Origin of the sequence: Glutamicibacter sp. JC586 (assembly GCF_009805585.1) — a bacterium.
Taxonomy (GTDB): domain Bacteria; phylum Actinomycetota; class Actinomycetes; order Actinomycetales; family Micrococcaceae; genus Glutamicibacter.
Window position 1 is genome coordinate 36413 of record NZ_VHIN01000022.1, and the last position, 13706, is coordinate 50118.

Below are 13706 nucleotides of genomic sequence, written 5' to 3' on the forward strand. Positions count from 1 at the left end.
CAGATCCTTATGGATCTGGGGCATTTATTTGCCCGGTGGCTGTCAGAATCAACACCTAAGCCGGTGGGCCTAACAACAATGCAGGGCGTTGCGAGATCATCTCGCAACGCCCTGCATTGTTGTTATTAGGTTATAGCTAAGCCTGTGGCGTCATGTCCTTGCCGGACTGAGTACCATCATTCAGCTCCTGCTGGTAGCTCTCTTCAAGGGCTGGAACCTGCTCAAAGAGCTCTTCAACATCAAGGTCAGGATTCTCTTCCTGGGTCTTGACCAGCTCGATCGCTTCCTCTTCGGTTGCCACCGAAGGCAGGGAACCTGGCAGTGGTCGTCGCGCCGATTCCTTCAGGAAGCAGATGGCGATGAAACCGGCCACCGAAGTGCCCATAACCCAGAACGCTGGTGCCAATGACGAAGAAGTCATCGTGACCAAGGCCTGCATGATAAATGGTGCGAAGCCACCGAAGATCGCCACCGCGAAGTTGTAAGAAATGCCCATGCCACCGTAACGCGAGGCAGTAGGGAACAATGCTGGCAACGACGAAGCCAAGTTGGCTACGTAGAAGGTCACGGGGAAGGCCAGCAGAGCCAGACCGACCAGGGTGGACCAGATCGCACCGTGCATCATGAACAAGAACGCAGGGACGGCCAGAAGGATTGCCGAGACCGAACCAACAAACAGCACCTTACGACGACCAATGCTGTCCGAGAGCTTACCGGTCAGCGGAATGCACAGGGACATACCCACAAGGATTGGCAGGGTCAGCAAGTTACCATGAACCGGGTCGTAGTGCAGAGTCTCGGTGAGATACGTCGGCATGTAGCTGGTCAACGCGTATCCGGCGGTATTAGCAGCTGAGACCAGAACGAAGCCGGTGAGTAGCTCGCGCCAGTAGGTTTTGATCAAATCAATAACACCCTTGGGTGCCTCGGGAGCGTTCTTAGCGTCCTTGCTCGCGCGGTTGGCTGCCTCCTGAGCCTCCTGGAATGCTGGAGTATCTTCAATCTTGGAACGGAACCACAAAGCGATGACACCCAATGGCAGCGCCACGAGGAACGGAATACGCCAAGCGAACCCTTCCATCACATCGTTGCTCAGCGTGAGCTGAAGGATCGAAACAAAGGCCGCACCAATGGCGAAGCCCATGTACGAACCAAGGTCCAGCAGCGAAGCATAGAAACCACGGCGCTTATCGGGTGCGTACTCGGTAATGAACGTAGTAGCACCTGCGTACTCGCCACCGGTGGAGAAGCCCTGGATGAGCTTGAGCACGATGAGCAGAATTGGTGCTGCTACACCCCATACCGAGTAATCCGGGAGGATACCGATACCGAAGGTAGCCAGTGCCATCATCAGTAGGGTGAAAACTAGAATCTTCTGACGGCCGACGCGGTCACCAAGCTGTCCTAGGATGACGCCACCTAGTGGGCGGGCAACGAACGTCACGGCGAAGACGCCGAGGCTGAACAGGGTCTGAATTGCTGGGTCCACGGTGTCCGGCATGAACAACTTACCGATGATGACGGCAAGATAGCCGTAGACACCCACGTCGTACCATTCCATGAGGTTACCGACGACGGTACCGCCGATGGCCTTCTTCAGCATTGAGTCGTCAACGACGTTGACGTCTTCTACTTTAAGGCGACGCTTTCGTGAGAACCGTTTCTTGCGTGGATTAGCGGCTTCCATAGCTTCACTCCTCGTATCTTTCTTGATCTTGTCGTTTAGCCGGTGTCCAGGACACTGTTTCACTGAGTCAAAAGTTACTCCGTGCAGTCACATTTGAACACCGGGCGACTCATCGAAATCGATAGATTTCTACTCGAAAAACCGACTAATCCAGGGCTCCGAGTGATGAAACGCTTTGGCGGATAGTTATCTACACTACCAAGTAACTTATTCTTTCCCCGAATCAAAGCGTGTCCCACGTCTCATTATCGGAGGCTAAGTCTCGCGGATTCGCAGCCTCGACACTGGCGAAAACCGTTGTTGATAATAGGCATGCAAGCGAATTGAGTTGTGTTGACCGTGGCGGCGCAAGATTGTGAAAAGTGTGGCGAAGGCCTCTAAGTGACACGCCGTAGAATCTGCAGAAAATCGCCTGAAATTCCCCCTCGGAGCACCTATTATTGCGCGGTGGGACGGTGCACTGAATCTCAGGTGCAAACAAGAATGCCCCAAGCGCACCGAGTAGGTGCCTTGGGGCAGACAAAGACGAACCTTAGCTTCGTAGGCCAACAGTCGCTTGAGCATCCGCATCGATACGCAGGAATGAGGAACCGATGACCGCAAATGCTCCAGGGACCAGTAGCATCCTGTGCTTTGGGTTGTAAAAAATCTCGTCGAGCGGAGACGCCAGAATTTGTTTGACCTTTTCCAGCAGGCGATCGTTGTCCAATGACAAGCGTTGGCCTCCAGCTTCGATAACCACACGATCACTTTCAGTACCAACCGATGCGAGCATCCAGTTATCGTCGGGGGTACTGATGGTCTCCGATTTAATCAGGGACACGGTTATTACCGCCTTTATCGTTCGTTTCGCCCGGACGAGGATCCGCTCGGGCCAGTGACACTTGGATGAGCTATGTGTGGAGTAGCGCACACCAAGTGTCTTAACGAATATATCGTGTCTGGCCTACAACGGGTCCTTATTCCTAGAGATTTAATCAACCTGTTACTCGAGTAACCCTCTGATATCCTGTGCGGTCAGTGCTTTGGAGAACCCATCGGCTTCATCCATCACGGTAGAAATCAGCTTTCGCTTGCTCTCTTGGAGTGCTACGACCTTTTCTTCAATGGTGCCTTGGGAAATCATCCGATACACCATCACCTGGCGCGTCTGCCCAATTCGGTGGGTACGGTCGATCGCCTGAGCTTCGACTGCAGGGTTCCACCAAGGATCAAGCAAGAAGCAGTAGTCGGCCTCGGTGAGGTTCAACCCGAAACCACCGGCCTTGAGCGAAATCAAGAACAGCGGTGCTTCGCCTTCCTTGAACTGATCGATGACCTTGGAACGGTTGCGTGTATTGCCGTCTAGGTACACAAAATTGATTCCACGCTGCGTGAGCTTCTCCGCCAGCACCTTCAGGTAGGAAGTGAACTGGCTGAACACCAACGCGCGGTGGCCTTCGCCGAGCACGTCATCAAGTTGATCAAACAGTGCTTCCAGCTTGGAGCCGGGGACCTCCGAGAGCTCCGGATCAACTAGCGATGGTTCCAGGGCCAACATACGAAGGTGAGTCAGCGACTGGAAAATGGTGAAACGGTTTCGGTCCAGATCCTCAACCAGGTGCAGGATTTTCTGGCGTTCGCGGTTCAGGTGAGTGTCGTAAACATGCTGGTGCTCATCGGAGAGACGAACCAGTACCTGTTGCTCCTGCTTTGGCGGGAGGTCGAGAACTACGGACTCTTTGGTGCGACGCAACATAAATGGTTTGATGCGGCGCTGTAGCAGTGCCAACGTCTCTTTGTCGCCCAAAACTTCAATGGGGCGCGCAAACTGACGGTTGAAGCGGCCGGTGTTCAAGAACAAAGCTGGGGCCACCAATGAGAGCAGGGCACCTAGCTCGGACAGGTTGTTCTCCATGGGAGTACCGGTGACAGCAAGCTTAAAATTGGTCTGCAGGTTGACTGCGGTGCGATGCGCCTTGGTAGAACGGTTTTTTACGAACTGGGCCTCGTCGAGAATCAGACCGGCAAAGCGCTGGCTTTCATACATCTCGTCATTCAAACGCAACAGGGTGTAGGTAGTGAGGATAACGTCGTAGTTCTCAGCCAAGTCACGAAGCTGATGCGAGGAATTCAGGGTTCCTTCTACGCTCACCACGCGCAGGCTAGGTGCGAACCTATTGATCTCGGTTTCCCAGTTGGAGACCACCGAGCTCGGCGCCACCACCAAGAATGGTGCACGCTCTTGCTGTGCTGCTGGTAGCTGAGCGCGGGCCTGCTCATCGTTCCACAAACCGTGAGCGTGCAGGATCAAGGCGATGGTCTGAAGCGTCTTTCCCAGCCCCATGTCATCGGCCAAGATTCCGCCGAAACCACCTTCATAGAGACGAGTCAGCCAGCGGAAACCTTCGACCTGGTACGGGCGTAGTTGCGCGTTCAAGGTCGCAGGGACTTCGGCCTGTTTACCTTCGGCGACGCGCAACAATGAGCGCATACGTGCGATGAACAGGTCAGCACCGTCGATTCCTTCGGCGAGCTCATCAAGTTCTTCAAAGATGGAGATCTGGAAAACGGTGAGTTTGAGATCGCCTTCCTTTGGCTTGTCGTTCAGGGCTTGGGCTTCATCCACCAACGCCTTGAGCTTGGCGAAGAGCGGTTGGTCCAAAGAGAACCAGGTGTTGTCGGGCAATTTGATCTTCATCTGACCATTACTCATGGCAGCGACGATTTGCGAGAAAGTAACCTCGTGGTCACCAACGGTGATCAGCAAGCCCAAATCAAGCCAGTCGGTCCGCTCATGATTAACCGCGTTGATTTTTAGCTGGGGGAGTTCGCGCAGTTGTCTGAAGATCGGGCGCGTCCCCTTTTCCTGAAGCTTGAGATTCTCCAGTTGTTCGAGGGCAGGCAGAATGTCAGAGACGAAGGAAATAACGTTTTCGCGCGAGTAGAACTTAGGCGAAAGATCTGGGTTGCCGGATTCGGAGTGTTCTTGGAAAACTTCGTCCACCGCAACTCGAAGTTCTTCTTCTGCTTCGAAATCGTGAACTTCTTGATCATCGGGGACACCGGGGTAGCGGACCTGGAAATCCAGGGTCGCAGAATCATTAGACTCACCGTTTTCATTCAGATCGCGTTTGTAGGTGACGGTGGCCTGAACGTACGGCGGCCGCAGCGCAGGAAGCTGTAATCCTTCGCTGGCGCTGCGCACATCGAAGCGGCGCGCTAAACGAGGGTAAGTCGATTCAAAAAATTCTTCCATCTCTGCGGAAGGGATCCGCACTTCCCTGCGGTCCACGTACCAACGCCGGTGAGCCGCAGCAATGGGTTCCGTGCTGGGAGCCAACCAGATTTCATCAGGCTGGGCTAACTGCGCGTAGAAGCCATGATCCGCGATCGTGCCACTAGGAGAATCAGAATCAAGAGGCAGATGTTGATCATCAATATGCAGCACGCCGCCCAGTTTCAGCTGCTCCTCTTCCAATGAAGCCTGCATGTTGAAGGCTGCGGGTTCAACAATGCGAATGCGCTGTTCATTGCGCGTTGAGATCAGCGCGATGCCCAATTCCTGCGCTTCGCTAAGCAAAGGCCACAAGAGCTCAGAGGCATATTCATCCATGAACAGCCAGTCTTCATCAACCTTGAACTGTAGTTGAGTGTCGCTACGGGCCATGGAAGCAAAACGGGTGAACCAGTGGTGCTGTGCACGCAGCAAGTTCCAGCCGTAAGTCTTAAAACCAAGGGTGGTCCAGCGAAGCTGACCGCGAACCCAACGACCCTCGGTGTTGCGAACCATCGGACGCACACCTAGGCGGAAACGCTTATTGCGCGTCGGGTGAGGAATGGTGCCGGTAGGCATCCACTGCTGTTGCTGGGTGGCATTCTTCGAGTCAAACAGCATGAACTGCAGCCCCATGGGCACGACCGGATCGTTTTGTGAACCGAGTAATCCGTCGGCGGGGCCTGGCTCAGACTCTTCAAACCACGAGCCAATCTGGGTAGCCCAAGCAGCCGAGCTCTTCTCATCTGGAACGACCACCAGACGAGGCATTGAAGCGATCTTGTTGGAGACAATGGCCAACGCAGCGATATGTGGACAGATCCCTGGCTTATCGCAGGAACATTCGCACAGTTCGATCTTCCACTCATTATCGATCTGCTGCACCTGGATCATCGGAGAGAACTCTTCACCGGAGGTCTTGACAGTACCCTCGATCTGTCCAGAGGATTCATCAAATTCCACGTCAACCACGGAATTTTCTTCAGCAGCTATGTTCTTTCCGTAAAAGAAAGGAACGTCGCCCAAAAAGGCCAACAAGTGACGGGCGTCTATGGTTGGTGGAACAGAGTTACTCATCCTCTCATCGTTTCACGTTCCGGCCCGTGGTGAAAGTTGAAGAGGGTCTGTGTGAATAATCCCCACCTATGACGTAGCGTTGTCGCATGTCCCATATTTGGCCCTTTCTGCCGGCCCGCGCGGTGAACATTACATCACTGACCGAATTCGACCGATTGGCCGCCGAAGCCTTGGCTGACCATCGAGCTCGTGGTCACGGGTGGCGAGTTCATTCTGTGGATCTGCGCGAACGAGATACAGTCCTGCGTTCATTGGACCTATCCGATGCCATATTCATCGACTGTCAGTACTCTCAAACCGGTCGCCAATTAGTGCAAAGCACCGGAGGGTTATGCATGAGCTCCGGGGCTCAGCTGCCATTTGATACCAGCACCCGCGAGCTCTACACACCCGAAGAACTCTATTCCGGGATCCGCGAACAGTCCTATGAACACGTGCCGGACGCCAAAATTTATGCCTATTCGCAACAACATGCAACGTCCAACGCCACGGACCCAGAAGGTGCCATGGCCACTACCTTGCATGACCACCACATCGGTCAGGCGATGGTCGCTGAGGTGTACGACGGCGTCTTCAAAGACTCGCCCCTGATCGGTGTCATGGGCGGACATGACATGGCCCGCGGATCAGAGCACTATGCGCAGACCGTAAAGCTAGGCCAACTCATTACTCAGACCGGCTACGCAGTAGCTACAGGCGGGGGACCAGGAGCCATGGAAGCGGCAAACCTAGGAGCGTGGCTTGCCGACTACGCCCAAGAAGAAATGGAATCTGCTCTGCAACTGTTGGCTACCGCACCGGATGCCATTGCCCAACGCACGCAATGGGCCCGCACGGCGCTCGCCGTTCGCGACCGATTCCCGAGCAATCATGAGTCCTTAGGCGTTCCGACGTGGTTCTATGGGCATGAGCCACCAAATCTCTTCGCGACGAAAATCGCCAAGTTCTTCACCAACTCCATTCGGGAAGCAATTTTGCTGGAGCAGGCAAATGGTGGACTGATCGTATTGCCAGGAGCCGCGGGGACGGTACAGGAGATCTTCCAAGATGCCTGTGAAAACTACTATGCCACCGGGGCCCGCGTGGTTCCGATGGTTTTGCTCGGCCGAAAATACTGGACTGAGACTATGCCGGCGTGGCCATTACTCAAGGCGTTAGCCGCTGAGAGGGTCATGGAGCAAAAGATCGCGTTAGTGGATACCGCCCAAGAAGCGATGGAGTTTATTGGTTCGATGAGCACGCTTCGCCGGCGCACCCGCTGGTAGGTGTTTAAAAACCAACTGCGCAACAGTGTCCGTAGCCTATTGCGCAGTTGGTTGTTCCGTGTGTGTTGTTGGCCGTTAGCCCAATTTCACGTCGAAGATCAGCCCCAGGCAATAGGTCACTGCCGCCGCGCCCCAGCCAATGGCCAGCTGTCGCAGGCCACGCTTGAGTGGTGACGCCCCGGAGAGTAGACCTACGACGGCACCGGTCAGCATCAAAGCGATGCCCACCAGGGCCACCGAGAGAATTACGGCAGGTAGGCCCGCCATGCCAAATATATAAGGCAGGATCGGGATGACCGCGCCCGATGCGAAGAGCAAGAAGGAGGTAGCTGCCGCTCCGGTGGCTGAGCCGAGTTCTTCGTGCTCATTCTCTAGCTCTTCCGAGCGTTCTTCTGGGTTCAGCGAGAAGGTGGGATTGCAATCGCAGGTGAATAGTCCCATGCGTTCGGCAGCGCGGTGCTCGGCATCTTCATCGTTCATTCCGCGGGCCTTATAAATCAGCACCAACTCATTGGCATCCAGATTCAGATCCGGGGCCGCAGTCAGGGTGACTTGGGTGGGGCGGGATGCGGTGAGTAGCTCGCGCTGGGAACGTACCGAGACGAATTCGCCAGCGGCCATTGACAAGGCCCCGGCCAACAGGCCTGCGATGCCCGAAAAGAGGACGAAAGTGGCCGAAACGCCGGTGGCTCCGATACCCATGATCAGCGCTAGGTTGGAGACGAGTCCATCGTTGGCGCCAAAGACTGCTGCGCGGAAATTCCCGGAGAGTTGTGCGCGGCCGGCAGTTGCCAGAGCGCGCACGACTTCTTCATGGACCTGTTCGTCGGCTGCCATTTGTGCGGTCGCATCGTCATCATCGCGGTAGGGGGATTTGCTCTCCGAGCGTTGGGCCATGGCCAGAACGAAGACCGACCCGAAGTTGCGTGCCAGGAAACGCAGAACGGTGCGGCGAAGGGATGGGCGCACGGTCTTGGCGTGTACGCCTAATTTTTGGCGCCAGTGTTCTTCGTGCCGGGCTTCGGCAGCGGCTAGTCCCAGCAGAATCTGTTTTTCTTGCCCAGTTTTCTTTTGGGCCAGGGTTTGATAGATGGCGCCTTCGGCGATTTCGTCGGCGAGGTATTTGCGCCACCGTTGGATCTGGGCGCGGGTAGGTTCGGTTGCTGACTGGTTCGGCATCACGAAAACAGCTCTCTTGGCAGGTCGAGTAACGCATCGAAACTCGGTGAACGGATCAGCTATTCATTTTAGTCAGAGGCGTCAGGCTTGGGAATTTGGCAAGGCTAAAAGCGACGCTTCGGCCCTCGGGGTGGCCGATAGATGCAATATGCAGCACCAGCTGCGAGGTGGTTGGTTCAAAGGTGGGGCGAGAAGAGCTGCGCGTGATCAGCTGTTCTAATCGCGCAGGATCACAGACGTAGAGAACATGCCACCGGTCTTGGGCTTTGAACTGAACCTGTCCGGTTTGACGATCAATAATAGGCAGGACTGAAAATGCCATGTGAAGCGCTCTCGCTGAAGTTCTTGCCCGGACGCAATATTACGCTCGGACCGCTTCGTCATCCGAACCACCCATGAATCTGGGGTTGGTGCACGGCTAGTCGGAGCTTAACGCCGTGTCTCGTGAAGCAACACTTGTGATGCTACTCCAGCGCTGGGCGCACGGTGAAGTTTCAGCTTGAAATATTTCCTTGACCCTGATCGGCGGGCGCTGCGGACTGCTTGGCTATTTGGCTGAGTGCAGCGTACTGTGCAGCCCACTGGTCCTGTGAATATGGCGGCAGGTTAGGTGATTGCGCACGTAGTCCGGTGAAACCATCAAGCTGTTCACGCACGATATCTAGGTGGCCGGCATGACGGGAGGTCTCGGCGATCATGTGAATCATGAGTTGTTCCAAGGTGGTGTGTCGGCGCCGATTCCACCAAGGCACTTCTGCTGGTGCGTCTAGGGGCAGGGAGTCGATTCCTGCTTCGCAGTAATCGACGGCTTGGCGGTATAAGTCAATGATGTCGTTGGCGCTCAAATGTGCTGGTGGCAGGAAATCTGCTTGCGGGTCATCGATTTCTAGCAGCTCTTGGACATAAGGATTATCGACCTGCCGCCCGAGGCATGGTCCGAAATATCCGTACTCGGTGATGGCTAGGTGATGAACGACCCCAAGGACATGGGTTCCGGTCGGCGTGAGTGGTGTGCGGGCAGCTTGCTCACTGAGACCTTGAGCTTTGTAAAGCACCGCGTCGCGGGCGTCATTGAGGTATTCACGCAAGAGCTCTTTGCTGTTATCCATGTGCTGAGTCTAGTGAGGGAGGTGAACTGTGCACTAGCTTCTGGTGTGGTCTGCTACATATTTGACGCTTGTTTATGGGAGTCTGTTTACTATTGGTAAACCTGCCCATTCACTAGGGGATGAGGCAGTCCGGCGCCGAATACGTCGCAACAACTTAGTCGATGGAGCGAAAGCATGAAGACCCTGCCCGTGGAATCCAGCGGTGCCGCGATCAATATTGGTTCAAGACTGCGTGGGGTGCGCCAACGACAGCGGATGACCATTGACCAGGTTGCAGAACTTTCTGGATTGACCAAAGGTTTTCTTTCCCGGGTGGAGCGTGACCTTACTAGCCCATCGGTGTCGACACTTTTGAAGTTGTGCGAAGTGCTTGGCATTGACGTGGGCACATTGTTTGAAGTTCCAGAAACGATGTTGGTCAGGTTGGACCAAGCACCACGGGTATCTCTGGGTGGTGACGGGATTACCGAGCAACTAGTGACACCACGCAGTGAAAAGCGGGTGCAGATGATTCGAGCTGAAATTGCACCGCGAGGCGTAGGGGAAGCGGAGCTGTATTCGGTGGATTGTGAGCTGGAAGTCCTGCATGTGATTTCCGGGAAGTTCACCTTGGTCTTACCGGATCAGCGAGTTGAACTGAAAGCTGGGGACACCATGACATTCCCGGGGCGCGAGCCACACAGTTGGGAAAATGAATCTGATGACGTGGCATTGGTGACATGGACCTTGGTCCTCTAAACGGGGAGCCTTACGCGTTCCACTGGGCTGGGGCGCGTATTCTAAGAAGGTGTGTTCCAAATGCGCACACTGTGCTGCGAGCGATAGGAGTGGTGTGAGGACTGGCCAAAATACTGGCACCGGTGACCAGCTACGTTCTATTAGCTGGTTGGCTTCGGTACTCATCGGTTTGCTCGTGGGAACCACGCTGACGTGGATTCGTACCCAGCGCAACTTCTTTTTTGTTGGTGCTGTCATCATCGCCGTGGTGATTATCTTTATCGGAATGCGCACCATCAGACGGCGTGCTCGTTTCCCCCAGATGGCTCAGGCTCACGTGTCGTGGGCCTATGGCTTCTGGACATTGGTGCTGTTAGTGCTGTGCGGTCCGATTCAGCTGGTCTACGTGGCTGATGATCCATCTGAGCTGATGATCAAATCCTTGATTTTATCCGCGGGGTTCTGCCTGGGGATTCACGAACTGGATCGAAGCTTGGTCAATGCCACCAAGAAGTACGTCAGCGAAGAACCTACCACTTAGCGGTTCTTTCCCGACTCGCAGACCTGCACACTATTACCGCGGCCTTTCAAGGCTGCGGTTTTGTTGTTTTTAGCGGACTTTCGCGTCATCCACTCCTTTTGAGTTTCAAAGTCTTGACGTGACCTCGCCAACAAAATAGCATAATAGGAAACTGAAGTTTCATATAAGGCAACTACGGTAGTTGCTGGAACAGTGCCAGGAGGACAGGAACATGAAAGAAGTTCGCATCGAAGAAAACGGCAAGCTTGGGCCGATCAACGCAGCAATGATCCCTCGCTACGCCGGAGCCGGAACCTACGCACGTCTGCCACGCCTGGATCAGGTTTCCAGTGCGGACATCAAGATCATCGGTGTCCCCTTTGATACCGGTGTTTCATACCGCCCAGGTGCACGATTTGGCTCCAATCACGTCCGTGAGTCCTCGCGCCTGATTCGCCCCTACAACCCAGCCACCGACACCTCGCCATTTGCGCAGAGCCAGGTAGTAGATGCCGGCGATCTTGCGGTGAACCCCTTCAATATCAACGAAGCCATCGAAACCATTGAGCATGAAGCATTAGAACTCACCACCGACGGGTCCTCGCTGGTCACCATCGGTGGCGACCACACCATCGCCCTGCCACTGTTGCGCGCTGCCTCCCAGCGTGCCGGTGCCCCGGTCGCGATGCTGCACTTCGACGCCCACCTGGATACCTGGGACACCTACTTCGGTGCCGAATACACCCACGGCACGCCCTTCCGTCGTGCAGTTGAAGAAGGCATCTTGGACACCGAAGCGATCTGCCACGTGGGTACCCGTGGCCCGCTGTACGGCAAGAAGGACCTGGAAGACGACAAGCGCTTCGGCTTCGGCATCGTAACCAGCTCGGATGTCTACTACCAGGGCGTACGCGAGATCGTGGACAAGTTGCGAGACCGCATCGGCAACCGCCCACTGTACATCTCGGTAGATATCGACGTGCTGGACCCGGCCCACGCGCCAGGCACCGGAACCCCGGAAGCCGGCGGCATCACCAGCCGCGAGCTGCTCGAAATCCTGCGTGGCCTGCGCGGCCTGAACATTGTTGGTGCAGACATTGTAGAAGTTGCTCCAGCCTACGACCACGCCGAATTGACCGGTGTGGCAGCAAGCCACGTCACCTATGACCTGATCAGCCTCATTAGCGACTTCCGCGCAAATCAGGGACTGAACAAGTAATGAGCACCCAGTCCCAACGCAACGGCGGCGACCTGGTCATCGAGACCCTCACCGCACTGGGAGCCAAAACCGTGTTCGGCATCCCCGGGCAGCACGCCTTGGGGCTATTCGACGCGCTCTCGCGTTCCAATCTAGAGTTCGTCTCTTCGCGAGTAGAGAACAACTCAGCCTTCGCCGCCGACGGGTATTCGCGGGCCACCGGTGAAGTCGGGGTGCTGTTCCTCTCCACCGGCCCCGGGGCGCTGACCTCATTGGCTGGGTTGCAGGAAGCCTACGCCACCGGCGTACCTATGGTGGTTGTTGCCAGTCAGATTCCACTGGATGGACTGGGCGCACGACGCAAAGGAATGCTGCACCAGCTTGATGACCAGAAGGCCTCGGCGGCCAACGTCACCAAGTTCCAGCAAACCGTGCACCATGCCTCGGGCATTCCATCGGCCATTCAGGACGCTTGGGCTCGGGCCATCACCGTGCCAATGGGCCCAGTATGGGTAGAAGTTCCGCAGGATGTGTTGCTCGCCGAGGTGATGGTTCCTCCGGTACAGGACGCACTGGCTGAAGCCTACGAACACCCACCTCGTGAAGAACTGATCCGCGAAGCGATCAAGTGGCTCTCCGATGCACAACGCCCAGCGATTATCGCTGGTGGCGGCGTGCGTCGTGCCGGTGCACAGGCAGAATTGCTTGCTGTCGCCGAAACCCTGCAGGCGCCGGTACTCTCTAGCCCCGGTGGCAACGGAGCCTTCAAGTGGAACCATGAACTGTCTTTGCAGTCCTGGGTGGAAGATCGTCACGCCACGCAGGTCATGGAAGATGCCGATGTACTGTTGGTGATCGGCTCGGCCCTGGGCGAAGTGACCAGCAACTATTTCACCCTCGAACCACGCGGCAAGATGATTCAGATCGACGCGGAACCACGCGTGTTAGAGTCCAACACCCCCGCACTAGGCATCCGCGCCGATGCCCGCGAGGCATTGAAGTTCTTGGATCGCGAGCTGAAGGAAGCGGGCTACCAATCGCAGGCTTCGTGGCACGGTCTGAGCCCACAACAGGTGGTCGCGCAAACCCTGGAGAAAATTCAGGCACGCCTTGATGCTCAGGACTTGGATAAAGAGCGAAAGTTCATGGCCGACATCCGAGCTGCGGTTCCAGCTTCGATGCAGACCTTCTGGGATATGACCATCGCGGCCTACTGGGGTTGGAGCTGCTGGGACGCCAAGGACGGGCAGTTCCACTCGGCACAGGGCGCCGGTGGCCTAGGCTACGGTTTCCCCTCTGCTATTGGTGGGGCGATCGGTACCGGAGAACGTGTTCTGGCGGTCAGTGGCGACGGCTCCTCGATGTATTCCATCGCGGAACTGGCTACCGCAAAACAGCACCAAGCTCCGGTGACTTGGCTGATTGTTGACGATGGTGGTTATGGGATCCTGCGCGAATATATGGAAGGCGCTTTCGGTAAGGCAACGGCCACCGAGCTAGCTCGACCAGATTTCGTCGCACTGGCCCAGTCCTTCGGGGTTCCGGCCCGCGAAGTAGCTGTCGATCAGATCGGGGAAGCGCTGAAGGAAGCATTGGCTGAGCAAGGACCGAACGTCATTGTGGTCAAGACCCTGCTCAAAATGTTCGCCCCGACGCACCTGTAAAAGGTACACCAGCTACCGACGCAGTAAAGTGGCC

General features: G+C 55.9%; 11 protein-coding genes and 1 riboswitch. Of the genes, 5 read left to right on the forward strand and 6 right to left on the reverse strand.

Going from position 1 to position 13706, the window contains the following annotated elements; all coding sequences use genetic code 11:
* Nucleotides 1-136 precede the first annotated feature (136 nt).
* The 3 genes from FJV47_RS14035 to FJV47_RS14045 all read right to left on the reverse strand — a co-directional run bounded on the left by FJV47_RS14035 (nucleotide 137) and on the right by FJV47_RS14045 (nucleotide 6020).
* Complete coding sequence (locus FJV47_RS14035) at nucleotides 137-1687, reverse strand: MFS transporter (protein ID WP_159614064.1); 1551 nt, start codon at nucleotides 1685-1687, stop codon at nucleotides 137-139.
* Between the two features lie 532 nt (nucleotides 1688-2219).
* Nucleotides 2220-2510, reverse strand: a complete 291-nt coding sequence (locus tag FJV47_RS14040; RefSeq protein WP_159614066.1) for a hypothetical protein — start codon at nucleotides 2508-2510, stop codon at nucleotides 2220-2222.
* 162 nt (nucleotides 2511-2672) lie between these two features.
* Nucleotides 2673-6020, reverse strand: a complete 3348-nt coding sequence (locus FJV47_RS14045) for a DEAD/DEAH box helicase (protein ID WP_159614068.1) — start codon at nucleotides 6018-6020, stop codon at nucleotides 2673-2675.
* An 86-nt stretch (nucleotides 6021-6106) separates the two neighbouring features.
* Here FJV47_RS14045 and FJV47_RS14050 point away from each other — a divergent pair, with 86 nt between their 5' ends.
* A complete protein-coding gene (locus FJV47_RS14050) occupies nucleotides 6107-7285 on the forward strand; it encodes an LOG family protein (protein WP_159614070.1) in 1179 nt (392 codons plus the stop codon).
* Nucleotides 7286-7360: 75 nt separating this feature from the next.
* On the opposite strand, the gene FJV47_RS14055 is transcribed toward FJV47_RS14050, so the two are convergent.
* From FJV47_RS14055 to FJV47_RS14065, 3 genes are all read right to left on the reverse strand, one after another.
* Nucleotides 7361-8464, reverse strand: a complete 1104-nt coding sequence (locus FJV47_RS14055) for a VIT1/CCC1 transporter family protein (RefSeq protein WP_159614871.1) — start codon at nucleotides 8462-8464, stop codon at nucleotides 7361-7363.
* Between the two features lie 55 nt (nucleotides 8465-8519).
* Nucleotides 8520-8786 (reverse strand): hypothetical protein, encoded by a 267-nt coding sequence (locus FJV47_RS14060; RefSeq protein WP_159614072.1) that lies wholly within the window; start codon nucleotides 8784-8786, stop codon nucleotides 8520-8522.
* Between the two features lie 14 nt (nucleotides 8787-8800).
* Nucleotides 8801-8914, reverse strand: a riboswitch (SAM riboswitch).
* A 44-nt stretch (nucleotides 8915-8958) separates the two neighbouring features.
* Nucleotides 8959-9573: a DinB family protein gene (locus FJV47_RS14065; RefSeq protein ID WP_159614074.1), complete on the reverse strand. Its 615-nt coding sequence runs from the start codon at nucleotides 9571-9573 to the stop codon at nucleotides 8959-8961.
* A 174-nt stretch (nucleotides 9574-9747) separates the two neighbouring features.
* On the opposite strand from FJV47_RS14065, the gene FJV47_RS14070 reads away from it, so the two are divergent.
* The 4 genes from FJV47_RS14070 to FJV47_RS14085 all read left to right on the forward strand — a co-directional run bounded on the left by FJV47_RS14070 (nucleotide 9748) and on the right by FJV47_RS14085 (nucleotide 13672).
* The gene (locus FJV47_RS14070) at nucleotides 9748-10311 is read left to right on the forward strand and encodes a helix-turn-helix domain-containing protein (protein ID WP_159614076.1); all 564 of its coding nucleotides are present in this window, start codon (nucleotides 9748-9750) and stop codon (nucleotides 10309-10311) included.
* Nucleotides 10312-10405: 94 nt separating this feature from the next.
* Complete coding sequence (locus tag FJV47_RS14075; RefSeq protein WP_159614078.1) at nucleotides 10406-10831, forward strand: hypothetical protein; 426 nt, start codon at nucleotides 10406-10408, stop codon at nucleotides 10829-10831.
* Nucleotides 10832-11042: 211 nt separating this feature from the next.
* Nucleotides 11043-12029, forward strand: a complete 987-nt coding sequence (speB, locus tag FJV47_RS14080; protein WP_159614080.1) for an agmatinase — start codon at nucleotides 11043-11045, stop codon at nucleotides 12027-12029.
* Nucleotides 12029-13672 (forward strand): thiamine pyrophosphate-binding protein, encoded by a 1644-nt coding sequence (locus FJV47_RS14085; protein WP_159614082.1) that lies wholly within the window; start codon nucleotides 12029-12031, stop codon nucleotides 13670-13672. Before speB ends, FJV47_RS14085 begins: the two co-directional genes overlap by 1 nt.
* The last annotated feature ends 34 nt before the right edge of the window (nucleotides 13673-13706 follow it).

Coding starts and splice junctions, on each gene's coding strand:
- speB (WP_159614080.1), top strand. CDS start 11,043: ATGAAAGAAGTTCGCATCGAAGAAAACGGCAAGCTTGGGCCGATCAAC.
- FJV47_RS14070 (WP_159614076.1), top strand. CDS start 9,748: ATGAAGACCCTGCCCGTGGAATCCAGCGGTGCCGCGATCAATATTGGT.
- FJV47_RS14050 (WP_159614070.1), top strand. CDS start 6,107: ATGTCCCATATTTGGCCCTTTCTGCCGGCCCGCGCGGTGAACATTACA.
- FJV47_RS14035 (WP_159614064.1), bottom strand. CDS start 1,687: ATGGAAGCCGCTAATCCACGCAAGAAACGGTTCTCACGAAAGCGTCGC.
- FJV47_RS14060 (WP_159614072.1), bottom strand. CDS start 8,786: ATGGCATTTTCAGTCCTGCCTATTATTGATCGTCAAACCGGACAGGTT.
- FJV47_RS14055 (WP_159614871.1), bottom strand. CDS start 8,464: ATGCCGAACCAGTCAGCAACCGAACCTACCCGCGCCCAGATCCAACGG.
- FJV47_RS14045 (WP_159614068.1), bottom strand. CDS start 6,020: ATGAGTAACTCTGTTCCACCAACCATAGACGCCCGTCACTTGTTGGCC.
- FJV47_RS14085 (WP_159614082.1), top strand. CDS start 12,029: ATGAGCACCCAGTCCCAACGCAACGGCGGCGACCTGGTCATCGAGACC.
- FJV47_RS14065 (WP_159614074.1), bottom strand. CDS start 9,573: ATGGATAACAGCAAAGAGCTCTTGCGTGAATACCTCAATGACGCCCGC.